Source organism: Pantoea sp. BJ2, assembly GCF_040255075.1.
In the GTDB taxonomy this organism is placed as follows: domain Bacteria; phylum Pseudomonadota; class Gammaproteobacteria; order Enterobacterales; family Enterobacteriaceae; genus Pantoea; species Pantoea leporis.
Genome location: NZ_CP158293.1, coordinates 813,203 through 839,246 on the forward strand (window position 1 = coordinate 813,203; position 26,044 = coordinate 839,246).

28 protein-coding genes are annotated in these 26,044 nt (G+C 54.5%); 7 read left to right on the plus strand and 21 right to left on the minus strand.

Features of this window, described 5'->3' with window-relative positions:
- Positions 1-98: 98 nt before the first annotated feature.
- The 6 genes from AAF463_RS23285 to AAF463_RS23310 form a co-directional block, all read right to left on the minus strand.
- Entirely contained in the window at positions 99-875 is a 777-nt protein-coding gene (locus AAF463_RS23285) for an ATP-binding cassette domain-containing protein (RefSeq protein WP_350262237.1), read from the minus strand.
- The gene (locus AAF463_RS23290; protein ID WP_061719022.1) at positions 872-1,558 is read right to left on the minus strand and encodes an ABC transporter permease subunit; all 687 of its coding nucleotides are present in this window, start codon (positions 1,556-1,558) and stop codon (positions 872-874) included. The genes AAF463_RS23285 and AAF463_RS23290 overlap by 4 nt, the downstream gene beginning before the upstream one ends.
- A 9-nt stretch (positions 1,559-1,567) precedes the next feature.
- Positions 1,568-2,287, minus strand: a complete 720-nt coding sequence (locus AAF463_RS23295; RefSeq protein WP_217547707.1) for an ABC transporter permease subunit — start codon at positions 2,285-2,287, stop codon at positions 1,568-1,570.
- A gap of 12 nt (positions 2,288-2,299) precedes the next feature.
- Positions 2,300-3,148, minus strand: coding sequence for a transporter substrate-binding domain-containing protein (locus AAF463_RS23300; protein WP_217547709.1), 849 nt, complete (start codon positions 3,146-3,148; stop codon positions 2,300-2,302).
- Positions 3,149-3,164: 16 nt separating this feature from the next.
- Positions 3,165-4,355, minus strand: coding sequence for a M20 family metallopeptidase (locus tag AAF463_RS23305; RefSeq protein WP_350262238.1), 1,191 nt, complete (start codon positions 4,353-4,355; stop codon positions 3,165-3,167).
- Between the two features lie 249 nt (positions 4,356-4,604).
- Positions 4,605-5,495: a LysR substrate-binding domain-containing protein gene (locus tag AAF463_RS23310; RefSeq protein WP_350262239.1), complete on the minus strand. Its 891-nt coding sequence runs from the start codon at positions 5,493-5,495 to the stop codon at positions 4,605-4,607.
- A gap of 105 nt (positions 5,496-5,600) precedes the next feature.
- On the opposite strand from AAF463_RS23310, the gene AAF463_RS23315 reads away from it, so the two are divergent.
- Entirely contained in the window at positions 5,601-6,305 is a 705-nt protein-coding gene (locus AAF463_RS23315; RefSeq protein WP_110867237.1) for an SDR family oxidoreductase, read from the plus strand.
- Positions 6,306-6,642: 337 nt separating this feature from the next.
- On the opposite strand, the gene AAF463_RS23320 is transcribed toward AAF463_RS23315, so the two are convergent.
- Positions 6,643-7,575 (minus strand): AraC family transcriptional regulator, encoded by a 933-nt coding sequence (locus tag AAF463_RS23320; RefSeq protein ID WP_350262240.1) that lies wholly within the window; start codon positions 7,573-7,575, stop codon positions 6,643-6,645.
- 159 nt (positions 7,576-7,734) lie between these two features.
- Here AAF463_RS23320 and AAF463_RS23325 point away from each other — a divergent pair, with 159 nt between their 5' ends.
- On the plus strand, positions 7,735-8,466 hold the full coding sequence (locus AAF463_RS23325) for an SDR family oxidoreductase (protein WP_350262241.1): 732 nt from the start codon (positions 7,735-7,737) through the stop codon (positions 8,464-8,466).
- Positions 8,467-8,508: 42 nt separating this feature from the next.
- Here AAF463_RS23325 and AAF463_RS23330 read toward each other — a convergent pair whose 3' ends face one another.
- From AAF463_RS23330 to AAF463_RS23340, 3 genes are read right to left on the minus strand one after another with little or no spacing between them, the layout of a single operon-like run.
- Positions 8,509-9,198, minus strand: coding sequence for a DJ-1/PfpI family protein (locus AAF463_RS23330; protein ID WP_110867036.1), 690 nt, complete (start codon positions 9,196-9,198; stop codon positions 8,509-8,511).
- 49 nt (positions 9,199-9,247) lie between these two features.
- Positions 9,248-10,216 carry a magnesium/cobalt transporter CorA gene (corA, locus tag AAF463_RS23335; protein ID WP_217548511.1) on the minus strand — a complete coding sequence of 323 codons (969 nt, stop codon included), beginning with the start codon at positions 10,214-10,216 and terminating at the stop codon, positions 9,248-9,250.
- Between the two features lie 43 nt (positions 10,217-10,259).
- A complete protein-coding gene (locus AAF463_RS23340) occupies positions 10,260-10,730 on the minus strand; it encodes a GNAT family N-acetyltransferase (protein ID WP_101761149.1) in 471 nt (156 codons plus the stop codon).
- A 93-nt stretch (positions 10,731-10,823) separates the two neighbouring features.
- On the opposite strand from AAF463_RS23340, the gene AAF463_RS23345 reads away from it, so the two are divergent.
- On the plus strand, positions 10,824-11,366 hold the full coding sequence (locus AAF463_RS23345) for a GNAT family N-acetyltransferase (protein WP_350262242.1): 543 nt from the start codon (positions 10,824-10,826) through the stop codon (positions 11,364-11,366).
- Here the strand turns inward: AAF463_RS23345 and AAF463_RS23350 are convergent.
- Together AAF463_RS23350 and AAF463_RS23355 are read right to left on the minus strand one after the other, a co-directional pair.
- The gene (locus tag AAF463_RS23350; RefSeq protein ID WP_008109204.1) at positions 11,348-11,668 is read right to left on the minus strand and encodes an AzlD domain-containing protein; all 321 of its coding nucleotides are present in this window, start codon (positions 11,666-11,668) and stop codon (positions 11,348-11,350) included. The genes AAF463_RS23345 and AAF463_RS23350 overlap by 19 nt on opposite strands.
- Positions 11,658-12,332, minus strand: coding sequence for an AzlC family ABC transporter permease (locus AAF463_RS23355; RefSeq protein ID WP_110867038.1), 675 nt, complete (start codon positions 12,330-12,332; stop codon positions 11,658-11,660). Before AAF463_RS23355 ends, AAF463_RS23350 begins: the two co-directional genes overlap by 11 nt.
- 102 nt (positions 12,333-12,434) lie before the next feature.
- Here AAF463_RS23355 and AAF463_RS23360 point away from each other — a divergent pair, with 102 nt between their 5' ends.
- Positions 12,435-12,983, plus strand: coding sequence for an XRE family transcriptional regulator (locus AAF463_RS23360; RefSeq protein WP_061719009.1), 549 nt, complete (start codon positions 12,435-12,437; stop codon positions 12,981-12,983).
- 140 nt (positions 12,984-13,123) lie between these two features.
- Positions 13,124-13,645, plus strand: coding sequence for a GNAT family N-acetyltransferase (locus AAF463_RS23365; RefSeq protein WP_271460603.1), 522 nt, complete (start codon positions 13,124-13,126; stop codon positions 13,643-13,645).
- Here the strand turns inward: AAF463_RS23365 and AAF463_RS23370 are convergent.
- From AAF463_RS23370 to AAF463_RS23385, 4 genes are read right to left on the minus strand one after another with little or no spacing between them, the layout of a single operon-like run.
- Complete coding sequence (locus AAF463_RS23370) at positions 13,642-15,045, minus strand: ATP-binding cassette domain-containing protein (RefSeq protein WP_350262243.1); 1,404 nt, start codon at positions 15,043-15,045, stop codon at positions 13,642-13,644. The genes AAF463_RS23365 and AAF463_RS23370 overlap by 4 nt on opposite strands.
- A complete protein-coding gene (locus tag AAF463_RS23375; protein ID WP_101761154.1) occupies positions 15,042-15,827 on the minus strand; it encodes an ABC transporter permease in 786 nt (261 codons plus the stop codon). The genes AAF463_RS23370 and AAF463_RS23375 overlap by 4 nt, the downstream gene beginning before the upstream one ends.
- On the minus strand, positions 15,824-16,759 hold the full coding sequence (locus AAF463_RS23380; RefSeq protein WP_271460606.1) for an ABC transporter permease: 936 nt from the start codon (positions 16,757-16,759) through the stop codon (positions 15,824-15,826). Before AAF463_RS23380 ends, AAF463_RS23375 begins: the two co-directional genes overlap by 4 nt.
- Complete coding sequence (locus AAF463_RS23385) at positions 16,759-18,285, minus strand: ABC transporter substrate-binding protein (RefSeq protein ID WP_350262244.1); 1,527 nt, start codon at positions 18,283-18,285, stop codon at positions 16,759-16,761. The genes AAF463_RS23380 and AAF463_RS23385 overlap by 1 nt, the downstream gene beginning before the upstream one ends.
- A gap of 167 nt (positions 18,286-18,452) precedes the next feature.
- On the opposite strand from AAF463_RS23385, the gene AAF463_RS23390 reads away from it, so the two are divergent.
- Positions 18,453-18,638 (plus strand): tautomerase family protein, encoded by a 186-nt coding sequence (locus AAF463_RS23390; protein ID WP_008109189.1) that lies wholly within the window; start codon positions 18,453-18,455, stop codon positions 18,636-18,638.
- Between the two features lie 108 nt (positions 18,639-18,746).
- Here the strand turns inward: AAF463_RS23390 and AAF463_RS23395 are convergent, their stop codons facing one another.
- On the minus strand, positions 18,747-19,952 hold the full coding sequence (locus tag AAF463_RS23395; RefSeq protein ID WP_350262245.1) for a glycosyltransferase family 9 protein: 1,206 nt from the start codon (positions 19,950-19,952) through the stop codon (positions 18,747-18,749).
- 42 nt (positions 19,953-19,994) lie between these two features.
- Between AAF463_RS23395 and AAF463_RS23400 the strand changes: the two genes are divergently transcribed.
- A complete protein-coding gene (locus AAF463_RS23400) occupies positions 19,995-20,735 on the plus strand; it encodes a GntR family transcriptional regulator (RefSeq protein WP_350262246.1) in 741 nt (246 codons plus the stop codon).
- On the opposite strand, the gene AAF463_RS23405 is transcribed toward AAF463_RS23400, so the two are convergent.
- The 4 genes from AAF463_RS23405 to AAF463_RS23420 all read right to left on the minus strand — a co-directional run bounded on the left by AAF463_RS23405 (position 20,722) and on the right by AAF463_RS23420 (position 25,563).
- Positions 20,722-21,702, minus strand: a complete 981-nt coding sequence (locus tag AAF463_RS23405; protein WP_350262247.1) for a PfkB family carbohydrate kinase — start codon at positions 21,700-21,702, stop codon at positions 20,722-20,724. The genes AAF463_RS23400 and AAF463_RS23405 overlap by 14 nt on opposite strands.
- Positions 21,689-22,717 (minus strand): ADP-ribosylglycohydrolase family protein, encoded by a 1,029-nt coding sequence (locus AAF463_RS23410; RefSeq protein ID WP_217547742.1) that lies wholly within the window; start codon positions 22,715-22,717, stop codon positions 21,689-21,691. Before AAF463_RS23410 ends, AAF463_RS23405 begins: the two co-directional genes overlap by 14 nt.
- An 11-nt stretch (positions 22,718-22,728) precedes the next feature.
- Entirely contained in the window at positions 22,729-24,003 is a 1,275-nt protein-coding gene (locus tag AAF463_RS23415) for a nucleoside permease (protein ID WP_271460611.1), read from the minus strand.
- Positions 24,004-24,186: 183 nt separating this feature from the next.
- Positions 24,187-25,563, minus strand: a complete 1,377-nt coding sequence (locus AAF463_RS23420) for an aldehyde dehydrogenase family protein (RefSeq protein ID WP_192235413.1) — start codon at positions 25,561-25,563, stop codon at positions 24,187-24,189.
- Positions 25,564-26,044: the final 481 nt, after the last annotated feature.

Sequence of the window (26,044 nt, forward strand, 5' to 3'; positions counted from 1 at the left end):
ATAGCTTCAATTAGGAAGAAATTTAGGTAAAACATGAGGCGCAGAAGAAATGCACCAGCTCACTCTCGTTGCTGGTGCGAAGGGAAATGAAACTGTTGTTAACTATTGCGCTGTAAGTGACTACTCACAAATGCGCGACAGCGCGCGGAAAGGGGATCGCTGAACACCTGCTGCGGCGAACCGGCTTCCTCAATCTTGCCCTGATGCAGGAACACCGCTTTGTTCGAGACATCGCGCGCAAAGCCCATTTCGTGTGTGACGATGATCATGGTGCGCCCCTCTTCCGCCAGGCTACGAATCACGCGCAACACTTCGCCTACCAGCTCAGGATCAAGCGCGGAGGTTGGCTCATCAAACAGAATGGCTTTCGGCTGCTGCGCCAGCGCACGGGCAATCGCCACGCGCTGTTGCTGACCACCCGAAAGCTGCGATGGCCACGCGTTACGCTTCTCGTACAATCCCACTTTTTGCAGCAGCGCTTCGGCCTCTTCAATCGCCTCTTTACTGCTGCGCTTCTGCACATGAATCGGCGCTTCGATGATGTTCTGCAGCACGGTTTTGTGTGGCCACAGGTTGAAACCCTGGAAGACAAAACCGAGCTGCATACGCATCAGCTTGATACGGCGCTGCTGCTCGCGGCTCAACTTCTCATCGGGATTATCGATAGTGACCACTTCGTCACCCACCGCGATTTCCCCGCCCTGCGGCACTTCTAAAAATGGAATGCAGCGCAATAAGGTACTTTTGCCAGAGCCGCTGGCACCAATCAGCGAAATCACGTCGCCATCCTGGGCCGTCAGGCTAATATCGTGCAGCACTTCGTGCCCGCTATAACTTTTTCTGAGATGACTCAGGACGATAGTGGGTTTACTCATGGACGTGCTCCAACGTGATAAGGGGACAAACGGCGCTCCAGCAGCGCCACCGCTTTACTCACCAGCACGGTCAGTAGCAGATAGATAATCGCCGCGCTGATAAACACCTCCAGCGCGCGGAAGGTCTCAGAGACGATTGAATCAGCGATGCCGGTCATCTCCATCAAACTGATGGTGCTGACCAGCGAGGTCGATTTGATCATCGAGATAATTTCATTGCTGTAAGCCGGTAATGCCTGACGCACCGCCAGCGGCAGCGTAATGCGGCGCAGCGTGGTGAAGCGCGACATACCGCTCACTTTGGCAGCTTCCAGCGACTGCACGCTCACTGCGTTTAGCCCGCCGCGTAGAATCTCCGAGGTGTAAGCCGCATCGTTAAGAATTAATGCAATCAAACCGCACCAATAAGGATCGCGCAGCAGCGGCCACAGCACGCTTTCGCGCACCGCTGGCAAGCTGCCGAGGCCGTAATAGATCATGAAGATCTGAATCAGCAGCGGCGTGCCGCGAAACACCCAGACATAGAAACGCGTAACGTAGCTTCCGAAGCGATTCTGCCGCAGCAGATTGAGCAGCAGCGCCAATACGCCGCCGCCCAACAGTGACAGCAGCGCCAGATTCAGCGTCAGCGGCAGGCCGCGCAGCAGTGCAGCTAAGGTGTGCTGCAGGAAAGTGACATCCATCGTGGCTCCTTACAACCGCGCGCGTTGTTGCCCGCGCATGGCCACTTTTTCCACATAGCGGAAAACAAAATCGGAACAGGTGGTGATGATCAAATAGATCACCGCGCCAACGCTGTAGAAGAAGAACGGCATTTGCGTCGAGTTGGAGGCGGTGGAGATCTGGTTCATGGTTTCCACCAAACCGGTGACCGAAACCAGCGCCGACTCCTTGATCACCGATTGCCACTGATTTCCCATGCCCGGCAGCGCGGTTTTCAGCGCCTGCGGCACGATCATGCGGCGGAACAGCATCAAACGGCCCATGCCCGTAACCGTTGCGGCTTCCAGCGTCCCATTCGGGATTGCGTAGAACGCACCGCGGAACACGCTACTTTGATATGCGCCGGAGATGAGGCCGATGGCAATCGCGCCGGCGACAAAGCCGTTCACGTCGAACGGACCTTGCAAGCCGAGACTTTCCCCGACAAACGACACCACCTGACGTCCACCAAAATAGAACAGGTAGATCACCAGCAGCTCCGGCACACCACGAAACAGCGTGATGTAGCCGTTGGCGAACCGCTGTTGCCAGCGCCCGCCAGCAATCTGCATCCAACACAGCAGGCTGCCAAGGATTGCGCCCAGCAGCCATGCACACAATGAAACGGTGACGGTCACTGTGGCGGCGTTAAGCAACACGCCGCCCCAACCTTCGTCACCAAAACCTAAGATTTGCCAATCAATAGCCATAAGCGCCTGGAATTACTCTTTAGGTGCGACGTTTTCGCCGAACCATTTTTCAGACAGCTGCTTCAGCGTGCCATCTTTGATCATGGAATTTAACGCCGAATCCAGCGCCGCTTTCAGCTCCGGATTGTTTTTCTGAATCGCGATAGCGGAACCCTGGCCCAACACGCCGCCCGAGAAACCGTAACCAGTGCTGTTCACCGTATCCGCATGCTTTTTCACATAGGCATTCAGGTTAGTGCGTGATGCCATTACCGCATCAACGCGGCCATTCAGCAGATCGGCGAAGGTTTCCGGGCCGGCCTGATACGTGCGAATCGTCGCCACATCCGCCAGATATTTGTTGAGGAAGTCCGCCTGAATGGTGGCAACCTGTACCGCGATGGTTTTGCCTTTGAATTTGGCTTTCAGCGCATCGATAGATTTGGTCATCGCGGCTTCGTCATCCGCCAGCACCACTTCGCCATTGCCTGGCAAGGTATCAACCGCGCTGCCCTTCAGGGTGACGAAACCTGAAACACTGACGGTGTATTGGCGGGAGAAATCTACCACTTCTTCACGCTTCGGCGTGACGGTCACGGCATCGATTACCGCGTCATATTTGCCGTCGACTAAACCCGGAATCATACCGGACCATTTCTGTGCCACGATTTCGTATTTGAAACCGGCTCGTTTAGCGATTTCAGCCACCATATCCGGCTCATAACCGACGATTTTGCCGTTCGGCGTAGATTGGTTAAATGGCGGATAAGCGGCTTCGGTGGCGAATTTCAGCGTGCCAAAATCTTTTGCCTGCACCAGAGCGGAAGAGGCAAGCAGCAGCATGCCCACAGAAGCGGTAAACAGTCCATTACGCATCATCATAAAACCTCTAAGTTCGTTATTTTGAGAGTAAATCAATGGCTAAACGGGCTAATGCCTGCGTGCCGGCATGGATACTGCGCTCGTCGGGTTGGTAATCCGAATTATGCAGATGGTCGTCGCGTCCCGGTGCACCGGATCCAATGTGGATTTGGCAACCTGGCGCGCGCTCGGTAAACAGCGAGAAATCTTCGGCACCAAAGCTGGCGCTCGGTTTGGCGATAATCGCTTTACCAAACTGATGCGACAAAATCGGTTCCAGCACATCAATCAACGCATCGTCGTTCATCAACGGCGGTACACCGCGCTGATAATTGACCTCAACGCGCACATTCAGCGACAGCGCGACGCCCGCGCAGATACGTTTGAACGCCTCTTCAATGTGCGCACGCGCCGCCGGTGATTTGGCGCGCACTGTGCCCTGAATCAGGCAGCTATCGGAAATAATGTTGTGAGTGGTGCCGCCATGAATATGGCCGATGGTCAGCACCGCTGAATTGGCGGGATCGAGTTCGCGCGAAATAATGGTTTGCAGCTGGCTCACCAGATTGACGGCAGCAATGATCGGATCGGTTCCCATGTGCGGACGGGCCGCGTGGGTTGATTTACCGTGCACTACCACATCAAACTCATCGCTGGAAGCGGTGCTGGCGCCGCGCGTTAAGCCGATTTCACCGGCGGCCAGTTCCGGTTTGTTGTGCAGCGTGATGGCCAGATCGACGCCCTCTGCCGCGCCATCAGCGATCATCGCTTCGGCCCCGCTATCGAGCGTCTCTTCTGCTGGCTGGAAAATCAAACGTAACGTGCCATGCAGCTGCGCGCGATAGTGCGGCACTATCGCCGCCACGCCGAGCATCGTCGCGGTGTGAATATCGTGTCCGCAGGCGTGCATTTTGCCGGGATATTGGCTGCTGAAAGGTAAGCCGGTTTGTTCGTGGATTGGCAACGCATCCATATCCGCGCGTAACAGCACGGTTTTACCAGGATGCGCGCCGACAATATCAACCATCACGCCACTTCTGCCAACGCCGGTTTGCGGCGTCAGACCCAGGCGCAGCAGTTCCTGCTCAACGATGTGGGCAGTGCGGACGGTGTCGAAACCCAGCTCCGGATGCGCGTGTATATCACGGCGGATGGCGATGAGATGCGCCTGCATGCTTTCACTTTTGGCGCTAATATCCCTGGCTAAAACATCTTTATGATCGGTCATATGCAAAGATCTTTTTCAGGCGTAAACCTGGCCTTTATGGCATTTTTATTAAAATTGACTCCGTATTTATTCACAGCCCCCGGCAGAATGCAACGCGCAATCCGTTGCTTTACTTGCTGAATTTTCGCGATATTTTGCTAATTCACTGCCTTGACAGGATAAAACCCCATGTCTGCATCATTAAGCAGTTATAACATTCATGATCCTGCGTGGATCATCAGTTTTACTGATTTCGTTATTGAACAAATATCAGTCGCTAACCTGCGCTAAAAGCCAATCGCGCACCGCCATCACCGGCGCCTGCTGACGCGGACGGCGCGGCCACACCAGATACCAACCGGCATCCAGGGTCATTTGCTGCGTAAACGCGGGCACCAACCGTCCGCTGGCGAGATCGTTCTGCACGAAATGCGGGCTGGTGAGCGCAATGCCCTGCCCGCTGATCGCCGCTTCCAGCGCCAGCGCGGTTTGATTGAAACGCAGGTGATGCTGATGATGCAGCGATAAATTCGGGAAGGTAAACGCGAGAAATGCAGGCCACAGATGGTGACCATCGTGCAACAAGGCGTAGCACTGAAAGTTGTCGCTTGCTGCCGGATCGCCAAGCTCGGCTAACAGCGCAGGACTAACCACCGCTAATACCGTTTGGCTAAACAGCAAAGTGGCATCAAGACCCGCGCCAAACGGTGGCCTGCCATAACGCACCGCTAAATCGACGCCTTCATGATGAAACTGCACCAGCCGCTCAGAAGCCAACACGCGCAGATCGATATCCGGCCATGCGGTGGTAAAGCCCGGTAAACGCGGCAGCATCCAGCGGCTGGCAAAGGTGGGTGTAACGCTCAGCGTTAAGCGATTCGGTTCTGGTCGCAGCGTGCGCGTGGCTTCATCGATCAATTCAAATGCCTGACGAATGCTGACCGCATAGCCCGCACCCGCGCCGGTCAGCGCCAGCGTGCGCGGCAATCGATCAAACAATTTCAGTCCAAGGCTGGCTTCCAGACCACGAATTTGCTGCGCCACCGCGCCCTGTGTGACGCCTAACTCTTCTGCCGCCAGGCGAAAGTTAAGATGGCGCGTCACCGCTTCAAACACTTTCAACGCATTGAGCGGCGGTAGTTCGCTGAATCCCTGACTCATCCTGTAGTTTTCCTATCGTCAATTGGCAAACAGACTGACTCTCTGCTGCCAAAATTACCTTTTATACTGGTTTTAATCGATTTTTAATTAACAGGAAGATCAATGATGACAGTAGAAAAAGTTGCAATAATCGTCGCCGGTGGCAGCGGAATGGGAGCAGCAGCGGCTGAGAAACTGGCAAGCGATGGCTATAAAGTGGCAATCCTCTCCTCCTCCGGCAAAGGTGAAGCGCTGGCGGAGCGTCTGGGCGGTTTGGGCGTGACCGGTTCTAATCAGTCGGTAGCGGATCTGCAGAAACTGGTGGATCAAACGCTGGCGCGCTGGGGCCGAATAGATGTGCTGGTGAACAGCGCCGGTCATGGTCCGCGCGCGCCGATTTTGGCGTTAACCGATGAGCAGTGGCAGCTTGGCATGGAAACCTATTTTTTAAATGTGGTACGCGCCACGCGTCTGGTCACACCAATCATGCAGAAACAAGGCGGCGGCAGCATTATCAACATCTCCTCCGCTTGGACGTTTGAGCCAACCGATATGTTTCCGACCTCAGCGGTGTTCCGCGCCGGCCTGGCATCCTTCACCAAAATCTTTGCTGATGCCTACGCGGCCGATAACATCCGCATCAACAATGTGCTGCCTGGCTGGATCGACAGCTTGCCGAAAACCGATGAACGTCGGGATAGTGTGCCATTACAGCGTTACGGTACGTCTGAAGAAGTGGCGGCGACCATCGCCTTCCTGGCTTCGCCTGGCGCAGCCTATATTACCGCTCAGAATATTCGTGTTGATGGTGGCGTGACGCGCAACGTTTAGCGAGTAAATGCGTAGTGTTCAGCCGCTCAGGGATCAGCGCCCTGCGCGGCTTTTCTTTTATTTATGGTTTACATTCCAGACCAAAAACAAGACTGGTCTCGTCGATTTCATTACCTCATAAAAGACAGAATAGTCTGATTCGCTGACAGGGATTTCTTACTTCAGCCAACGAACTTTCTTCTTAAATTCTGATTTGAGGTCGCTATGCAATCGATTTTACGTTCACGTTTCACTTCTTTTCTGACAGTTGAACGCCGTGTAGTTTGGCAAATGATGTTTACCGGCTGCGCGGTATTCTGGATTTTGATGGTCGTCGCCATCATGAGCATTCGCTAAGCTAATGCGCCTGTAATCGGCCGGACAGCTGCTCCGGCGGTAACAACTCAAACGCCCGCTTCATCTCCCGCGCCTCTTCTGCCGGACTGCGACCAAACAGCCTTTTGAACTCACGATTAAACTGCGAATCACTTTCATAGCCGACACGCGCTGCGGCACCTGCGGCGGTAAGATTGTCGCGGATCATCATCAGACGCGCCTGATGCAATCGCAGCGATTTTAGATATTGAATCGGCGAGGTTTGCGTCACCGTTTTGAAATGCAGATGGAAGCGCGGCACGCTCATCCCGGCTTCATTCGCCAGATGCGGTACATCCAGCGGCTGACGCCAGTCGGCATGTATACGCTGCAAAGCCCGCGCGATACGACCAAAATGGCCTTGATAAGTTAACGCTGCACGCACCGCGCCACCCTGCTCGCCCATTAATACGCGAAAACAGATCTCTTCGACCCGCGCGGGTCCCAACACTTTGGCTTCAAGCGGATCGCTCAACGCTTCCAGTAAATGCAGTGTGCTCTGCGCCAGGATTTCATTGATTGGTGTGGAGATGATGCCCGCCGGCGCAGCGGTTACCGCCGATTCACTGCTGGCCAGCTGCGCCACCAGCCGCGCTACCATGGCAACATCCAGACGAATCGCGATGCCCAGCAGCGGCTCTTCTGATGTGGCTTCCGTCTCGGCAGAAAACGGCAGCGGCACTGACAACACCAGATAGTGCTGCGCATCATAGCGATACATCTTGTCGGCGAGGAAAGCTCGTTTTGATCCCTGGCAAATAATAATGATGCTCGGCTCATACAGTACCGGCGTGCGCGCCCACTGCCGATCGGCCCGCATAAAGCGCACGCTATCAAGCAGTGATTCGGTATAGCCTTCCTGACGCGCCAGCTGGCTGAGTAAAGCGCAGGTGCGCTGTTGCACGGATTGCGACATAAATAATTTCCACTGAGATATTCAGGCAAAGCATAGCCATCAAGCTGCTGTTTGCACAATGCACGCGAGAGGATCAGGCAAAGATGCGCCACAATCCGGTCTGTTGCGCATTGCGTGATTTATCAACAATAGCCTCGTCAATTCAACGAGGAATGCATCATGAACACAGCGAAGAAAGTGATTATTTTGACAGGTGCCAGCAGCGGCATAGGCGAAGGCATTGCACGTCATCTGGCGCAGCAAGGCCATCAACTGGTGCTTGGCGCGCGCCGCACCGATCGTCTGCAAGCGTTAAGTGAAGCGCTGCGTTTTGGCGGCGCGAACGTGGATTATCTCGCTACCGACGTCACCCAACGCGCTGATACCCAGCAGCTGGCCGATTTTGCACGGGAAAAATATGGCCGTATTGATGTGATGATCAACAATGCCGGCGTCATGCCGCTGTCACCCATGAGTTCAATGAAAGTCGATGAATGGGACTTGATGCTCGACGTCAATGTTCGCGGCGTGCTGTATGGCATTGCGGCGGTGCTGCCCACCATGCAAGCGCAGCAGTTTGGTCACATTATTAATATCGCTTCGGTTGGCGCGCTAACCGTTTCGCCGACCGCCGCCGTTTACTGCGCCACTAAATTCGCCGTACGCGCGATTTCCGATGGCCTGCGTCAGGAGTCGCAACATCTGCGGGTTACAGTGATCAATCCCGGCGTAGTCGAATCTGAACTGGCGGATAGCATCACCGATAGCACCGCGCGTGAAGCGATGAAAAGCTATCGCCAGATCGCGCTCCAGCCAGCAGCGATTGCCAACGCGGTGAGTTGGGCCATCGATCAACCTGGCGAAGTGGATACCAGTGAAATCACCGTGCGCCCTACTGCCAGCGCATATTAAGCAGTAACAACTGTGGCGATTTCAGGCTGAAATCGCCAGCTTTCACTCCTCGCGCTTGAGCCGTGCAGCGGCACTTTCTGTCGCCGCACGTCGGCGAGCAATAAAATCCTGCATCTGGCTTTTTGCCTCGGCCAAACGTTGCGGCGAGGCGCTGCGCGGTGAACCTGAATGGAATGGCGGCGCCGGATCGTACTCCATCTGCAGCTGGATATTTTCTGCGATTTCACGTCCAAGCAGCTCTTCCGCTACGGTTAACGCAAAATCAATGCCCGAGGTGACGCCCGCGCCAGTGATGCGGTTGCGATCGCGCACAACGCGTTCGGCTACCGGCGTGGCACCGAGCAAGCTCAGTTGATCAAGCGAACCCCAATGCGACGTCGCGCGATATCCCTGCAACAATCCCGCAGCACCTAACACCAGCGAACCGGTACACACTGAAGTTATCCACTTGGCGTTCTCCGCCATACGACGGACAAAATCCAGCGTTTCGTCATCGTCCATCAGCGCAATTTGTCCGGGACCGCCGGGAATGCAGATCAAATCGAGTTGTGGGCAATCGTTAAAAGTTACGGTGGGTACGATCGCCAGACCGCGATCCGACATCACCGGCTGGCGATCTTTCCAAATCAGATAATTGTTAGCGTTGGGCATGCGGGCAAACACTTCCCACGGACCGGTGAGATCGAGCTGCGTGAGGTTGGGGAACAGCAGCAGACCAATATTAAAGGACATCTTTCGCTCCAGATCGCAGGAAGTTGTAAAAAATGCAGGCATTCAGCGGTTAAAGCCAACCGGCCTTTTTCAGCCGCCACCACATCACGCAGCAGATAACAACAGTAATGCCCACCACGGCGGGATAGCCAAAGTGCGTGTGCAACTCCGGCATATCGGGGAAGTTCATGCCGTACATACTGAAAATGATGGTGGGTACAATCAGGATCGCCCCCCAACCGGCGAGCTTTTTGTTTACTTCGCTTTGCTGCACCGACACCAGCGCCAGATTCACCTGCATCGCGCTGGTGAGCATTTCGCGCATGTCTTCCGCATCGATCATCACGTGATGCGCGTGGTCCTGTACGTCACGCAGATAGGCGCGCAGATTTTTCGGGATGATATCTTCGTGGAAGCGCACCAGCTGCTGGCAGATTTCCGTCACCGGCAGCGCCGCATTGCGTAGCGCCAGCAGTTCACGGCGCAGGTGATAGACGTTTTGCAACGCGTCGCTGTCAAAACGCGTAGTAAACATGCCCTGTTCCAGCCCGCCAATGCGATCGTTAAGTGATTCGGTGATTTTGCTGTAGTTATCGACGATGAAATCGAGGATGCAATAGAGCGCATAACCCGGACCTTCACACAGTAATGCGTGGTTCTTTTCGGCTTTGGTGCGGATGTCGGCATAACCTTCCGATGAACCGTGACGCACGGTGATCAGGAAGTTTTTGCCAAGGAAGAAGTGGGTTTCGCCGAAGGTGATGCGCTGCATATCGTCCATGTGCGCGGTTTTTACCACAATAAATACCGAATCGCCGTACTGCTCAATCTTTGGTCGCTGATGCGCTACCAGCGCATCTTCAATTGCCAGTTCGTGCAGGCTGAACTCCTGCTGCAGCGTCTGCATAAAGGCCGGTTCGGGTTGGTACAAACCCATCCAGACAAAGGATTTCTCTTCTTTTAATACTTCACTAATATCAGCGATGTCGACATGCTCTTCACGCTTACCGTGGCGATACGCTACGCAATTAATGACCATATTCGCGCCGTCCTTGTTGTTTTCACTTTTTTTCATTTTAGCCTTAAAGCTCGCGTACCATTTCGACGCAGGGAAGATCGGCTTGTGCCAGCGCCGAGGGATAAAGCGTCTCACGCACCACACGAAAACCGTGACGCAGATAAAAGCCGCTCGCGTTGGGCGTGGCGGCGAGTGTCAGTTTATCAAAACCCCGCTGACGCGCTTCATCGATGATTACCTGCATGATGGCGCTGGCATAACCTTTGCCGTTGCAGGCGGGCAGCGTGAAGATCGCTTCAACGCTGCCGTTGTGCAAGTCAAGAAATCCGGTCGCGGCCACGCCATATTCAGCATCCTCAACAACATAAAACGGATGGCTTCTGACCGCCTCGAAATAGCCGGACGGTAACGCATCGGGTGTCCATGCACTGATAACATCAGCGGGATAAACGCCCCGGCAACCGTGGCGAATGGCAAGGTTGCGGATGCGCCACAACGTGGCCGTTTCATCACAGCGGGCTAAACGCGGTTTCATACGTTTTCCTCTATGCTAGTAATCCGTGGAGTATCACAGTAACAAAACTCATCAGGAAGATAACGCCGGTTCCGGCTACAAAAGGTTACGACAATGCAACTCACTTCATCACGTTTGTTTCTTCCTCCGGTTGAACCCACCGATGTTCAGCGCCTGTTTGCCATCTATGGCGATCCTGAAACCAACATGTTTAATCCAGCGGGCCCTTTTCCCGATTTAGCCTTTGCAGAGGAGGTGTTAAATCGCTGGCTGGCGCACTGGCAATCCTTTCCCTTTGGTAACTGGGCAATTTGCCTGCGGGAACAGCCGGATGAGGTTATCGGATTTGGTGGTTTATCGGTGCGCGAGTTTGCTGGCAAGCCGGTAAACAATCTTGGCTATCGTCTGGCGAAAGAGGCGTGGGGAAAAGGTTTCGCCACCGAGTTTGCACGAAGGGTTATCGCTTATGGCTTCGATGAATGCCAGCTTCCGGTTATTGATGCGGCGGTGCGTCAGGATCATATAGCATCACAGCAGGTACTGGAAAAGGCGGGACTGCGCTGTTACGGCCAGGTTCACGATGTTCCGGGCGCGCCCGCCAGTTTGGTATATGAATTACGTGCGCAAACCTGGCGCGATCAGGGCACGCCGAAGTAACGTAGCAACGCGGTCATTAGCGCGGCACCGATAATCACCAGGATTAGCGGTGTGCGCCGCCAGGCCAAAAACACCGCAAACAGCACGCCGGCGATGCGCGCCACGCCGGCAAAATGCGTGCCTTCAAACAGCGCGGTGGTAACGGCCACCGCCAGCAGCAAAACGGTGGCAGCATCGGATAGCATATTGCGTGCGCGATCCGACATCTGCATGCGGCTGCCCAGGCGATAACCGGCGAAACGAATCGCATAAGTGCCCACCGCCAGCAGCGCGATGCCGCCAATGATCAGGTTATTTTGCATTTTTACGCTCCCGCCAGCTCAGTAATCCCAACAGTGAAAACAGCACCGGCATGCCCGCTGGCACAAACGGTGTCGCCAGCACAGACAGCGTGGTGCCGAGCGTAGCGGGGATCAGCGTACGACGCTGACGCAGCGCCGGGAATATCAGGGCAATCAGGATCGCTGGGAACACCGCATCCAGACCAATGGCCGATACGTCGGGAATAAAGCGCCCGATCACCGCACCGCCAATTACCGACAGCGGCCAGATGGTGAAAATACCTAATCCGCAAATCCAGTACGCGGCACGACGTTGCGCCAGTTTTGGCTGGGAAATACCAAACACCACGCTTTCATCATTCATGATGTGGCATCCCAACAAACTGCGGCTGCCTTTACCAACCAGATCTTTCACCGCAATGCCAAACGGCAGATGACGCGCGTTGACCAGCAAACCCGCCGCCGCCGCCGTTAACGGACTGCCGCCGCCAGCCACGATGCCGATAAACAGGAATTCCGACGCGCCCGCCAGCACCAGCGTTGATAGTGCAATCGGCACCCATAGCGGAAACCCTTCCGCTGCCGCCAGCGAACCGTAAGAGAGCCCGACAATGCCGTCGGCAAGACAAACCAGGAAAATGGCTTTTATTACTCCGCGATCAAGCGGTACTGCACCCAGACGCATCACAATTTGATCTCATATCGAACAGGAAAGCCGTTATAATGAACGCGCCAGAATCGTTTTACAAGACGAACAAATCGTTCGATATAAAGAACAGGAGAGAGTTTGACCACGCCAATTGATATTATTGCTGTCGGATTACTGCGCGAACGTCAGCGCGCGGGGCTTTCACTGACAGAGGTGGCGCGTCGCGCCGGTATCGCCAAATCTACGCTGTCGCAGCTCGAAGCGGGCAATGGCAATCCCAGCCTTGAAACGTTGTGGGCGCTGTGTGTGGCGCTGAACATTCCTTTCGCGCGTTTGATGGAGCCGGAAGTGAAGCGATTGCAGGTAATTCGCCGTGGCGAAGGCATGATCGTCTCGGCGGAGATGGCGGATTATCAGGCAGCTTTGCTGGCAAGTTGCCCGCCCGGCGGACGCCGCGATCTCTATCTGGTCACCAGCCAACCGGGCGCGCCGCGCGATTCAAAACCGCATCCGCCGGGCTCGGTGGAGCATGTGATAATCGCGCGTGGCCGGGCGCTGGTTGGGCCGCGCGATGCGCCGGTCGAACTGCATCCCGGCGACTACATTTGCTATCCCGCTGACGAACCGCATGTGTTCGAAGCCTTAGAGGCGGATACCATGGCGGTGCAGTTGTCGGAGCAGAATTGAGTGTCGGTGGGTCAGGTCGCCATAAATGGCGCCACTATGGAATTGCAGAGTGACCATCAGAATTTCCTATTATTAAATCCGATGATTCGCGTGCGGCGCGGTGGCATGCTGTGGTTTTCGCCGCTAAGAATCAGGAACATATGGACATTATTCCCGCCCGACCTCATCACGCCGCTGCCATTCAGAAAATCTACGCCTGGCATGTGCTGCACGGCACCGCGACCTTTGAAACTGAACCACCTTCGGCGAGCGAAATGCAGAATCGCGTGCAGGATGTGCAGCAGCGCGGCGGTTTTTGGCTGGTGGCGCAGGAGGATGATCAGGTGTTGGGTTACTGCTATCTGGCGCCGTATCGCCCGCGCTATGCCTATCGCTTTACGCTGGAGGATTCGATTTACCTCGATCAGCAGCAAACCGGCAGAGGCATTGGTCGCGCAATGTTGCAAAAAGCCATTGCGCTGGCAGAAGCGGCGGGATTTCGCCAAATTATCGCGATTGTTGGCGATAGCGCGAATGCCGGATCGCTGGGATTACACCGGGCGCTCGGTTTTGAGCACACCGGTGTAATGAAATCGGTGGGATTCAAACATGGCCGCTGGCTGGATACCGTAGTGATGCAGCGTTCACTCGGTCACGGCGACAGCCAGCCGCCAGAACGTTAAGCGACCGCCTCCATCGCGATCATACGATGCGTGCCCTTTTCCAGCAGATCGCGATCGTGGCTCACCAGTAACACCGCGCACTGTTGCTCGCGCGCCAGCGAGGTGATGAGCTGGATGGTTTGCTGCTGCACCAGCGGATCCAGACGCGATGTAGGTTCATCGGCAAACAGAAATACCGGATCCAGCAGCATCACGCGTAACAGCGAGAAGCGCTGCAGCTCGCCGCCCGACAGTGAATCGGGACGACGCGTCAGCAGTTCCGGCGTCAGCGCCAATTGCTCCATCAGCGCATCCCGCCGCGTGGAGGCGATGCGATGACGGCGCAACACATCGTCCAGGCTTTGCGCCAGCGTGCGTGTCGGTGGGAACAGCGCAGACGGATCCTGATAAATCTTCTGGTATTTCAGCCCATCGACCGCCGCATGCCGCGTCACCTTGCCTTGCTGCGGCGTTAGCAGGCCGAGCAGCACATCGCCAAAGCTACTTTTACCGCTGCCGCTGGCACCGTGTAATCCAACGATTTCTCCGGCGTGCAGCCTGAAGTCTTGCGGCACGCCGAGCGATTTACCGCCGCGCTGCAAGCGGATGCCCTCAGCGCTCACCACCGGTTTACTGCCCATAACGGTTTGTTGCCGTGCAGGCCAGGCGGTGGGATCGGCGGCGAGTAATTCACGCGTATAGCGCTGCTGCGGTTCATGTAACACCTGTTCCGCCCTGCCCTGCTCGATCACCTTGCCTTTATGCATCACGATCACCTCACCGCTCAACTGGCGGGCCAGCGCGATGTCGTGGGTGATGGTGAGCAGTGTGCCGCCGTCGGCCACTTCCCGGCGCAGTAAGGCCGCTACCTCATCACGACGCGCCACATCCAGCCCTTTGGTTGGTTCATCGGCAATCAGTATCTCCGCGCCACCTGCTCGTGCGGCGGCAAAGGCGGCGCGCTGCGCCATCCCGCCGGAGAGTTGCCACGGAAAACGCGGCGCCGCATCCTGTAAACCAAGCTGTTGTAAATCGCGCTGGGCCGACAGTGCGCTGGTGGATTTCGCCTGTCCGCGTACATAACGATAGCCTTCCGCAATCTGCTGAAGCACTGACATGGTGGAATCCAGCGACAGCCACGGCTCCTGCGGCAGCGACGCTAATGTGCGGCCCCATAATTCACGCAACAATTCGGCATCCTGTGGCAGAGTGAAACATTGTTCGTTGATGATCAGCGTGCCGCTGGCCTGTAAATCGTCAGGCAAAATGCCCATGATCGCTTGTGCCAGCAGGCTTTTACCTGAACCGGTTTCACCCAGCAAGGTCAGCGGTTGTCCGGGCTGCAGGGTGAAATCAACCGGTTCCACCAGCGTAGCGCTGGCGGTTGTGACGCTGATGCCGATAACCTGTAATCCTTTCATTTACGCTCCTCTTTCATTAACAGATTCAGGCTGATCAACAGCAGAAACAGCGCGATTACCGGCTGCATTAGCAGCCACGGTGCTTCCCAGGCAAACGGCAGCAGTTCGGTCATCATCAAACCCAGTTCTGGCGTCGGCGGACGTACGCCGACGCTGATAAAGCCAAGCGCGGAGACCGCCATGATGGCGCTGCTGAACGAGAACAGAGTCAACGTGGTTAATACCGGCGCTAACGCTGGCCACAGGTGTCGGCGGAAACGGTAGAACGCCGAAAAACCGAGCAACTTTGAGGCCTGCATGCCGGGTGCCTGCACAATCGGGCGCAGGGTTGCGCGCGTGACGCGGAAGAACTCCACCCACAGCACCAGCGAAATCCCCAGCCACAACATGCCGGGAGAATCCGGCGCAATCGCCGCTAACAGCAGTACCAGCAGCAATCCCGGCAGCGCCAGACACATATCGCCGAGCATGCTGAGCAGACGATCCAGCCAGCCGCCATACAGTGCGCTGAATACGCCAGCCAGCACGCCCGCAAGCAGTGCGCTCATCACACAGAGCGCCGCGAGACCCAGCGAAAGGCGCAACGCGGCACTGAGGCGCGGCAGCATGTCGCGACCAAGATGATCAAACCCAAGAAGATTGGCGCCGCTCGGCGCGTGCAGCATCTGCAGCAGATCCTGTTCCAGCGGATCGCCGTGATGAATCAGGGGCAGCAGGAAGGCGAAACCAAGCAGCAAGCACAACAGCAGCAGGCCGATAAGACGCGAAAATGAAATTGTCATGCGCGCGCTCCTCTGGGATCAAGCAGATGACAACCCGCATCCACCAGCATATTCAGCAGTACGAACAGCAGTCCGAGCGTCATGGCGCTGGCCTGAATCACCGGCACATCGCGGGCGAAGATGGCATGCACCAGCGCGTGACCAATGCCAGGCCAGGCAAACAGCGTTTCTACCACCACCACACCTTCCACCAGCCAGACAAACTGCATGCCGAACCAGGTCAATACCGGCGATGCGAGGTTGCGCAATCCATGACGACGCAATAGCGTTGCGGGCGCTAATCCTTTCTGCGCGCCCCAGCGGTAATAGCCCGAGCTGACAACCTGATACGTGGCTTCACGCACCACGCGCACGCCCACCGCGGTTAACGACAATGCCAGCGTCAACGATGGCAACATAAAATGACGCAGCTCGCCATGCCCGGCGCTGGGCAGCCAATCGAGCTGCAGCGCCAGCAGGACAATCAGCAGCATGCCCAGCGCAAAATGCGGCACCGATTTCAGCAGCGCGCTCAGCCAGAATAACGCGCGGTCGAGCTTGCCATTGGCGTGACATCCCGCCCAAATACCCAGCGGCAAAGTGAACAGAATCGTCAGGAAAAGCGATGAACCTGCCAGCGCCAGCGTTTGACTCAGCTGCCAGCGCAGTTCATCCATCACCGGTTCGCCGGAGACCAGCGAGCGACCAAAGTTGAACTGCATCAGATCGAATAGCCAGTGCAGCAACGCGCTGCCCTGCTGCAGCGAGTCACTTAGCTCCTGCTGCACCCGCGCCACCGCACTGGCATCCACCCGATCGTAGCCATAACGACCGCTGGCAATACGCCATGCCATATCGCCGGGCAAGGACTGCACCAAAAACCAGGTGAGTAGTCCCACCGCCAACACCACAAAAGCCGCCTGCGCTACGCGCCAGCCAAGTAGTTTGAACATCATTGCTCCCACTGCATCTGACGCAGACCAAAGTGGCGTTCAAACGGATCGAGCGTGACGTTTTTCAGCTTGCTGTTAATCGCGGCCGATTGCTGATACCAGGCAATCGGGATCACCGGCAGATCTTGCTGTAACGAGGCAGTGATCAGGTTACGTGCCTGCGCACGTTCTGCCGAGTCAGTGGATTGCGTTAAGCTGTGCAACGCCGCGCTAAAACCGGTCGGATGCCAGTTCATCGCGCCCCAGTCGCCGCCCTTTTCCGCATAATCCTGCAGTAACGTGCCGGTGGGATCAGGCGTGAGTGCAAAGTTGCGGGAAAACAGCGCCAGTTGTAGACGATTGCTGTGATGCTGCGCCGGAATTTCGCTGGCGTTGGTGGAGTTGATCTTCACTTCAATGCCGACTTTGCGCAGCTGCTGCTGGATAACCATCGCCATCAGCGGCAGTTCGGGACGATCGGGGAAGGTCAGCAGCGTCACACTAAAGCGCTGGCCGTTACGTGCTAACACGCCATCTGCACCCATTTTCCAACCCGCCGCCTGCAGTTGCTGTGCCGCCTGCTGCGGATTGAATTGCAATGGTTGCAGTGCGTTGTTGTGCCATTCACCCATATTCGGCGGGAATAACTGAGTGGCCGCGCCCGGATAACGCAATACCGCCATCGCCAGCGCGTTACGGTCAATCGCCATGCTGATCGCTGCACGCACCGGCTGTTCGGCTAACAGCGGATCGCCCGCATTCAGTTTCAGCATCAGCGTGCGCGGCACCGGAATGGCGGGCAGCTGCAGCGCTGGCTTGCGTGCTAAACGCTGACGGCTGGCAGCATCCAGGTTGAATACGTAATCCGCGTCGCCGCTCTCCGCCAGCAAGGCGCGGGTTTCGGCGCGCCCGGAAGAGAGATAGCTGGCAGCCGCAATCGCTGGCTTTTTGCCCCAGTAATCGTCAAAACGTTTTACTGCCAGCGATTGCGGTGGCTGGAATGACGTCAGCATAAACGGGCCGCTGCCGATGATGCGGGTGATGTTGCCCTGCGCATCCCAGCTAGCCAACGCCAGAATCTGGGAACGGCTCTCTGCTAATACCGAAAGCAGCGGCGTGAAAGGTTCGCTCAAGGTGATGGTGACGCGTTGCCCTTCCCCGCTGATAGCGGTGATCGGCGTTTTATCCAGCAGACCCGCTTTGCTGCGCGCGGTGTTGAGTGATTTCACCACCGCGGCCGCATCCAATGGCGATCCATCATGGAAGCGCACGTTGGGACGCAAATTCAATTGCCATTGCAAACCATCTGCCGATACCTGCCAGCTTTGCGCCAGCGCCGGAATGGGCTCGGCGCGTTCGTTCACTTCCACCAGCGTTTCCACCACATCCATCCGCAACAAAATGTCGCCGGAGAGTGCGGGATCGGCGCCTTTGATTTCAAACGGTGCCGCAATGCGCACCGTTTTATCCTGATGTTCAGCCGCCATTGAGGCGTAAGAAGCCAGGCCTAACGCCGAAGCGATAAGCAAATTTTTCATTGATTTCATTAATATTTCCGACTTAATCCGCTACATATTATGTGAGTTAATTACGTTATAACATAACAATACACATTTCAACACAGATTGCTGGCAAAGACGGGTGATTGACGCTGCGCGCAGTGCTTTTGCTGCGCTATGCTGAAAACGAACGTTTACTTTATGGAGCAGCAGAGATGCCAGAAATCGTTGTGTATGCGGCAGAAGGTCGCACGATTGAGCAGAAAAAGAAGTTGTTGAGAGCCGTCACCGCGGCGGTGGCAGATTCGTTTGAGATCGATGCTAATTCAGTGACGGTTTCCATTATCGAAACGCCAAAACATCATAAGTCGAAAGGTGGCGTGCCGTTTGATGAGCGCTAGAATAGCGCTAAGTTAGCGCTTAAATCTGAACAGAAATAACAGGCATAGAGTGCAAGACAAAACTAAAAAATTTGCGAATTTATAATGCTCACTCTATGCTTGATTGCTCTAATTTAAGTCAAATTTGTCAATAGCATTTAAAACATTATCGACCAATAATGCATCTTCTCCAACAACAAAAGTTGATGTGAAAATTTGATGACCATTCTTATAACCTGGCGACCATAATTTATTGTTATCAGAGATATCGCGATAAATGCCAATTAACGGTTTGTCATACATAGCTGCAACATGTACAACTGCCGTATCAGGTGATATGACCACATCGGCTAAGTTTATCGTTGCCATAGCATGATAAAACGAGGGCACATGATAAACGTAAGCGCCGTGGAAGAAGTCATTGATAAAATTTTTTTTATAATCCAGGACCATAATATCTGCATCTTTATTTTTTGATAAGACACCACTAATTATTTCTTGTGTTTGTTGAGGTGTTAAATTCCTATCATTGTGGCTTGCGTACATATTTATAATAACTTTTTTACTCTCTTTTTTAAAGAACTCGATTGCTTTAACTTCATCTGTGATTGATTGCTTATAATACACTTCGTACCTTTGCTGCGAAGCACCAGGGATACCAAGGTAGTTAATAATACGAGCATAAATTTCTTTTACATGAAGTTCATAATGATTGAATCTAATATTTACGTCGTAATGCGAAAGCCACTTTTCTTTATTGAAACCTAATGAAATTTTGGGTGAGATAGCTTGTATCATATGCGGCATATATAGCCCTGTATCCCAAATACCCGTATCAATCATCAAATCATAGTTATTTTCTTTCAATGTATTAATTAAGTCATCGGGAATCGCATGGTTATACCTATCTTGATAATCCATTTCTTCCGTTAAATAAACTTTCCTGATAAAAGGGTTATCTGAGAAAACCATTTCATTTGCTTTTATCGCTAAAACATCAATACTTATCCCAGCTTCATGCATTGTTCGAAGTATGCAGGTTGATACGATTGCATCACCAATTTTACCTTCATTTCTAATCATCAGCACTGTACGTACTTCCGATGGTGAAATTTTTACTGATGGCTCTCGATGCCATTTTTTTGTCGCTTTATACAAAGCAATTTTATACTTCAACCTTTTCTTGAAATAATTTCTTTTTCTATTTAATTCTCTAATTTTTTTTATAAATTTCATATCGTTAATGGGTCTGGAAATTTTAAGTATTGTACTATTTGTTAACTCTAAGATAAAGAGCCCAAAAATGGTTCGCGACCGCTTAAAAGTCAGTATCATAACGCTTTCATCCGCTTACCGGATTAGGTGAACACGCACATTATGACCGACCAAACTTCACTATTTTCGCGGCTTACTTCTACCCTTGCTGATGACAGCCGCACGCCGCTGTACAGACGCTTTGCCACTGCGATCAAAGATGCGGTGCGTGATGGTTTGTTAGTGCATGAAGAGATCCTGCCGAGTGAGCGTGACTTCAGCCAGTCGCTGAACATTTCGCGCATTACCGTGCGTAAAGCCATGGATGCGCTGGAAAAAGAGGGCGTGGTATTGCGCTCTCGAGGCTACGGTACGCAGATCTGCAGCCAGTTAGAGTATTCGCTCAAAGAACCGAAAGGCTTGTCGCAGCAAGCGGTATTGCGTGGTAAAAAGCCCGATACCGTGTGGATTAACAAAAGCAAAATCCATTGCGATGCAGAAATCGCTGAGAAATTGGGGCTGGACAAAGGCAGCGAAGTGTATTTGCTGAAACGTATTCGTTATGTCGATCAGCAAGCGGTGTCGGTGGAAGAATCCTGGGTGCCGGCGCGCTATATCGCTAATGCGGATGAGATTGGCATTTCGCTTTACGACTATTTCCACCAGCAACAAATTCTGCCGGTAAAATCGCAAAGCAGAGTGAGTGCTCGCATGCCTAATGAGGCGCTGCAGCAGCAGATCGCCCTACCCGACAACGTACCTGTTTTGGTGATCAAGCAGCTGGCGTTAGATGCGCAGGGCAATCCGCTGGAGTACAGCATTAGCTACTGTCGTAGCGATATGTATGTGTTTATTGCGGAGTAAGGCGCTGTTGCCAGTAAGCTGTTAACGTGGCGCGATCGGGCGCGCAATCGCCGCCGCGTTGTGACACCACAAAAGACGCCACCGCGTTGCCCAGCGCGACGCTTTCTGCCAGCGACCAACCCGAAGCTAATCCCGCCAGTAATCCACCCGCGTGGCTGTCGCCTGCGCCGATGGTATCGACCACTTTTGTCGGCAGCGCCGGCATCCAGCCCTGTGTTTCCGCGTTAACGAAACCGGCGCCTTCGCTATCAAGTCGCACCACCATCGCGCCGCCGAATCGCTGCTGCCAGCACGTCATTAACTGATGCGCATCAATGGGTTCTGTTTGATTCAAACGTTCATGCCACAGCAGTTCGGCTTCCTGTCTGTTCACTGTAATCAGTGGATGGCACGCCATAACGCGTTCGAACTGCGCATCACCGATATCCGCCAGACGCGGACCGAAATCCACCAGCAGCTGATACGGCTGGCTTTGCTGCTCCAGCCAGGCGATCAGCACATCACCGCTTTTGCTGGTGAGCTGATAGCCGGAAAGGTATATCCAGCGATTGGCCGGCTGCGGCAACGTGTTCAGCAGCGCTGCATCCCACTGATTTTCCACACCGCTCACTGACAGAAAGGTGCGCTCACCGTCGGGCTCCACTAACGCTAAACACCAGCCGTTATCGCCTTTCGCCGTTTCCAGCACGCTGTGAATGCCATATTCCGTCAGCTTCTGCCGCACAATGCTGGCCCAGGTACCGTTGCCGAGCGGTAGCGCATTGATGGACGGTAGGCCAAGCCGGTGCAGCGCAATCGCCACATTCAGCGCACAGCCGCCCACGTTGACGCCCTGCTGGTGGAGCTCAATATCGCTGCCACGATGTGGCAACGAGTAAGCATCAGCAATCACATCCACTACAGCCGCACCAATCACAAGCACTGGCAGACGGCTTTCAAGACTCTGCAGATCATCAGGCGTCAACATAAGCGGCCTCGCGCTGCTGGCGGAAACGCGTGAAGGCAGCGCTATAACGGGTGAAATCCAGCCCGTTAGCGGCATCCAGCTCGGCTTTCAAGGCAACGTCGATGCTGTCGATGCCGTGCAGCGCACCGCAAATCGCCACCGCCATCGCGCCGATGGTATCGGTATCGCCGCCGAGGTTAGCGCAAAGGATCGCGCAGCGATTAGGATCGGTCTCGGCCAATTCCACCATCGCAATCGCCGCCGGTACCGATTCAATGGTGCCGGTGCCGGTGCCCACCAAATCGTAAATCTGCTGCATGGTGGATTCCACGCCCCTGCCCTGCGCGACCACGCTTAACGCCAGTTCGAGGCGTGCCGCCATCGACGCGCTAAAGGTGGTGACACGCTTTTCCTGCGCCGCGCGTGCGATCGCAGGCAGTTCATCGCGGATTGTTGCCCAGTCGGCACCGTCAATGGCGCGTGAAACAGCCCACGCAATCACCGTCGCGCCGGAAATCGCGACATCCGATTTGTGCGTAGGACTCGACGCCAGTGCGACGGCATCGATGAATGCCGGTAAATCGCGTGCTGGCAGCAGACAGCCGAGCGGTGACACACGCATCGCTGCGCCGTTAGTCGTGCCGTTATTTTCCAGCTGCGACACCGGTGTGCCGGCTTTCATAGCTTTGAGCGCGATTTTTGAGGTCGGTCCAAGCACATTCTTGTTAAAGGCATCAAACGACTCGGCCCACTGCAAAATATTCGCACCAATGGTTTGGGCGTTGATCTCGCCGTCGTGAGTGACGATTGCATCAGCCAATGCCAGCGCCATCGAAGTGTCGTCGGTAAAGGCCGCCCGGCCAAAGTAGCAGGCGGCGTTGTTCTCAGCCGGACCGGGCAGGAAGCGATCAATCCAGCCAAAGTGCTGCTTCACGCGTGAGCGCGGCCATAATTCGGATGGCATGCCCATCGCATCGCCCAGCGCCTGGCCGTAAAACGCGCCTAAAATCCGTTTTTCTTGCGTTGTCATCGTCATGGTGAAATCTCTTATTTATGGCTGTCAGCGGTTGCTGAATTTTCGAAAGCGGTAAGTTCATCGCTGCGTTTTTTGCCGTCGCGGAACAGGACGATAAAGGCGATGGTGATCATTACGATCATCACGCTGCCAAACATCCACATGCCTGCCCAGTTGAAAGTCTGCCCGTCGCGGGGTTGGTCGTAGGCGAACATTTCCTGCATCAGATAGCCGCCAAGGCGGTAACCCAGCAGGCTGCCGATACCCTGACAGGCCAGCGTGATCAGCCCTTGCGCAGCATTACGCATCGCCACTGGCGCTTTCTTATCAACGTAGATGTAAGCGGTGATGAAGTAGAAATCGTAGCTGACGCCGTGCAGCAGAATGCCCATGAACAGCAAGCCGTAAGTCAGCATGTTTTGATCGCCACCGAACACGAAGAACACGTAGCGCAGTGCGGCGGTGGTTAATCCCAGCAGCAGCACTTTGCCGATGCCAAAGCGTTTGATGAAGAACGGTAGCGCCAGCAGGAAGAAGATTTCCGAAACCTGGCCGAGCGTCATCCAACCGGTGGCGTGCGGCAAGCCGACTTCCGTCAGATAGCCTTCGGCAAAGATGTAGTAAAACGCCAGCGGCATGCTGAACAGGAAGGAGCAGACGAAGAACACAAGAAAGCTGCGATCCTTTAGCAGATGCAGCGCATCCAGACCAAGCGCGACGCGCAGGCTGAATTTGCCGGTGCTTTTCGGCTCGGTGGCGGGCAACGTCAGGGCAAAAATGCCCAGTAATAGCGAGCTTGCGGCGGTGATCAATAACGGCACGTTGCTGGCTGAGATATCGCCATAGCCCAGCAGCGGCGGCAGGAAACCACAAACGATGCCGGACGCGATCCAGCCAAGGGTGCCCATGACGCGAATGCGCGGGTAATCACGCTCCACATCCGCGACGTGCGAAAACGCGATGCTATTGGTTAAGGCGATGGTGGGCATGTAAGTGAGCGCATACAGCAATAGCAACGGGAAGAAACCGCCGAAATGCGTTTGCTGAGCTGCGAAGAACATCAGAATCGATCCGACGATTGTTAGCAGCGACAACACTTTTTGCGCCTGGAAGAAGCGATCGGCCAGCGATCCGACAAGGATCGGCGACAGGATGGCGGCTATCGAAGTACAGGCGTAGCACCAGGCTATCTCAACCGGCGAGAAGCCGTTTTTGCTGAGAAATGCCCAGAGCGGTACAAACCATGCGCCCCAGATAAACCATTCAAGAAACATCATGAACGACAGTTTTGGGATTGTTGTTTTCATTTAAAAGGACTCCCCGGTGTAGGTGGAGGCAAATCTAACACCGGATATAATACCTTTGTAATACCACTGGTGGATTTTTTGAACTGGTCCACAACATTTTAAATGATGGGCAACGGTATGAGATGCGAGATATCTGGGGGCGGAGGATGGGAATAAGGACGCGCCTGACGCGCCCTGTGATGCTTAGCGGCGGTTTTTCCATACCGTCTGAATATTGCAGAATTCGTGGACGCCAAAGCTCGACAGTTCACGACCATAGCCGCTCTTCTTCACGCCACCAATCGCGACACGCGGATCTGACGCACCATTGCCATTGATAAATACCGCGCCGGTCTCCAGTTTTTCCGCCAGTTCGTTGGCCAGCGCTTCGTTGCCGCTCCACACTGTTGCACTCAGCCCGAATTCGCTGTCGTTTGCCAGCTCAAGGGCATGTTGTGCATCACGAGCAACACTAATTGCTGCGACCGGGCCAAAGATCTCTTGCTGGAATGCGGTCATGGCTGGTGTGACATCGGCGAGGATCGTCGGGGCGTAATAGTTGCCTGGGCCGTCGATCTTATGGCCGCCTAATACCAAACGTGCGCCTTCCTTGATGGTCTGCTGCACTTGATTATCCAGCTCGTCACGCAGATCGTAACGCGCCATTGGTCCGATGTAGGTATCTTCTGCCAAAGGATCGCCGATCTTCAATGCCTGCACCGCTGCGCTGAAACGCGCCTCAAACGCTTCTGCGACACTTTCTTCAATGATGAACCGCTTGGCTGCCATGCAGACCTGTCCTGTGTTCTGATAGCGTCCTGTGACCGCTGAGGCCACTGCAGCATCCAGGTCTGCATCCGCCAGCACGATGAAAGGATCCGCGCCGCCCAGCTCCAGTACAGTTTTCTTGAGTACTGCACCGGCTTGCGCTGCAATTGCACCGCCTGCACGCACGCTGCCGGTTACCGCTACAGCGGCAATACGCGGATCTTTGATCGCGGCTGAAACGCCATCGTTATCGACGTTGATCACGGTAAAGCCGCCTTTAGGCAGTTCGGTGGCGTCAAAAAGTGACTTCATCAGGTTGGCGGATCCCATTACGCTCGGCGCGTGCTTGAGCACGTAGGTATTGCCTGCCAGCAACATGCTGACTGCGCCGCGCAGAACCTGCCAGTAAGGGAAGTTCCATGGCATTACAGCAAGAATCACACCAATCGGGCGAAATGACTGCCACGCTTGCTGGTTTTCCACCAATGTTGGTTTGTCGGCAAGGATCGTCGGACCGTTCTCTGCATACCAGTCACACAGATTGGCGCATTTCAGTACTTCAGCACGTGCCTGAGCGATAGGTTTGCCCATTTCCAGCGTGGCCATGGTTGCCAGCTCATCCTGACGTTGGCGGATCTGTTCTGCCAGTTGATGCAGCACTCTCACTCGCTGTGGCATTGAGGTATAGCGCCACTCTGCATAGGCATCAGCACTTTGCTGCAATGCGGCTTCCAACTCGGCTGCGCTCTGTAGCGGATAGCTTGCGAGGATGTCGCCGGTAGTAGGGTTGCGGGAGATAACGTTGTCAGTCATGAAATATAACCTCGTCATAAGTGATGTGTTGTTCGATGAAGTTCACTTTACGCCGGGTTAAAGTTTCTTAAAAATGAATAATAATGAGGAAGTTGTTCATTTATGAAGAAGAATAAGGATCCTGATCGCACATAACTGATGATTTGGTGGGATCAAAGGGGATGTTATTGCAATGGAGCTGTTTTAAACATTTTGCCGGTCTAAAGCCGCGTCAGTCCGGGCGTTATTAAGTTATACAGTGAATAGATCTTAAAGAAAGATCATATAGAGATCTTAAAGAGATCCTAAGAGATCCCCGATCGTCGCAGGCCGCACCCCACAAGGGCTCAGAAGGTGATCGCGTTCACTATAATGAGTAAAGTGTTCACTGGAGTCAGTAGTTTATTCACTATAGAGAGTAGAATGTTCACTATAAACAGTGTTAATGTTCACTGTAATCAGAAAACGACCCTTTTCATCCACAGAATGAAGATCTCAGGCT

Bases quoted from the DNA above. Each gene is read 5' to 3' on its own strand.
- AAF463_RS23285 (WP_350262237.1), bottom strand. From the start codon at position 875: ATGAGTAAACCCACTATCGTCCTGAGTCATCTCAGAAAAAGTTATAGC.
- AAF463_RS23290 (WP_061719022.1), bottom strand. From the start codon at position 1,558: ATGGATGTCACTTTCCTGCAGCACACCTTAGCTGCACTGCTGCGCGGC.
- AAF463_RS23295 (WP_217547707.1), bottom strand. From the start codon at position 2,287: ATGGCTATTGATTGGCAAATCTTAGGTTTTGGTGACGAAGGTTGGGGC.
- AAF463_RS23300 (WP_217547709.1), bottom strand. From the start codon at position 3,148: ATGATGATGCGTAATGGACTGTTTACCGCTTCTGTGGGCATGCTGCTG.
- AAF463_RS23305 (WP_350262238.1), bottom strand. From the start codon at position 4,355: ATGACCGATCATAAAGATGTTTTAGCCAGGGATATTAGCGCCAAAAGT.
- AAF463_RS23310 (WP_350262239.1), bottom strand. From the start codon at position 5,495: ATGAGTCAGGGATTCAGCGAACTACCGCCGCTCAATGCGTTGAAAGTG.
- AAF463_RS23315 (WP_110867237.1), top strand. From the start codon at position 5,601: ATGACAGTAGAAAAAGTTGCAATAATCGTCGCCGGTGGCAGCGGAATG.
- AAF463_RS23320 (WP_350262240.1), bottom strand. From the start codon at position 7,575: ATGTCGCAATCCGTGCAACAGCGCACCTGCGCTTTACTCAGCCAGCTG.
- AAF463_RS23325 (WP_350262241.1), top strand. From the start codon at position 7,735: ATGAACACAGCGAAGAAAGTGATTATTTTGACAGGTGCCAGCAGCGGC.
- AAF463_RS23330 (WP_110867036.1), bottom strand. From the start codon at position 9,198: ATGTCCTTTAATATTGGTCTGCTGCTGTTCCCCAACCTCACGCAGCTC.
- corA (WP_217548511.1), bottom strand. From the start codon at position 10,216: ATGGTCATTAATTGCGTAGCGTATCGCCACGGTAAGCGTGAAGAGCAT.
- AAF463_RS23340 (WP_101761149.1), bottom strand. From the start codon at position 10,730: ATGAAACCGCGTTTAGCCCGCTGTGATGAAACGGCCACGTTGTGGCGC.
- AAF463_RS23345 (WP_350262242.1), top strand. From the start codon at position 10,824: ATGCAACTCACTTCATCACGTTTGTTTCTTCCTCCGGTTGAACCCACC.
- AAF463_RS23350 (WP_008109204.1), bottom strand. From the start codon at position 11,668: ATGCAAAATAACCTGATCATTGGCGGCATCGCGCTGCTGGCGGTGGGC.
- AAF463_RS23355 (WP_110867038.1), bottom strand. From the start codon at position 12,332: ATGCGTCTGGGTGCAGTACCGCTTGATCGCGGAGTAATAAAAGCCATT.
- AAF463_RS23365 (WP_271460603.1), top strand. From the start codon at position 13,124: ATGGACATTATTCCCGCCCGACCTCATCACGCCGCTGCCATTCAGAAA.
- AAF463_RS23370 (WP_350262243.1), bottom strand. From the start codon at position 15,045: ATGAAAGGATTACAGGTTATCGGCATCAGCGTCACAACCGCCAGCGCT.
- AAF463_RS23375 (WP_101761154.1), bottom strand. From the start codon at position 15,827: ATGACAATTTCATTTTCGCGTCTTATCGGCCTGCTGCTGTTGTGCTTG.
- AAF463_RS23380 (WP_271460606.1), bottom strand. From the start codon at position 16,759: ATGTTCAAACTACTTGGCTGGCGCGTAGCGCAGGCGGCTTTTGTGGTG.
- AAF463_RS23385 (WP_350262244.1), bottom strand. From the start codon at position 18,285: ATGAAATCAATGAAAAATTTGCTTATCGCTTCGGCGTTAGGCCTGGCT.
- AAF463_RS23390 (WP_008109189.1), top strand. From the start codon at position 18,453: ATGCCAGAAATCGTTGTGTATGCGGCAGAAGGTCGCACGATTGAGCAG.
- AAF463_RS23395 (WP_350262245.1), bottom strand. From the start codon at position 19,952: ATGATACTGACTTTTAAGCGGTCGCGAACCATTTTTGGGCTCTTTATC.
- AAF463_RS23400 (WP_350262246.1), top strand. From the start codon at position 19,995: ATGACCGACCAAACTTCACTATTTTCGCGGCTTACTTCTACCCTTGCT.
- AAF463_RS23405 (WP_350262247.1), bottom strand. From the start codon at position 21,702: ATGTTGACGCCTGATGATCTGCAGAGTCTTGAAAGCCGTCTGCCAGTG.
- AAF463_RS23410 (WP_217547742.1), bottom strand. From the start codon at position 22,717: ATGACGATGACAACGCAAGAAAAACGGATTTTAGGCGCGTTTTACGGC.
- AAF463_RS23415 (WP_271460611.1), bottom strand. From the start codon at position 24,003: ATGAAAACAACAATCCCAAAACTGTCGTTCATGATGTTTCTTGAATGG.
- AAF463_RS23420 (WP_192235413.1), bottom strand. From the start codon at position 25,563: ATGACTGACAACGTTATCTCCCGCAACCCTACTACCGGCGACATCCTC.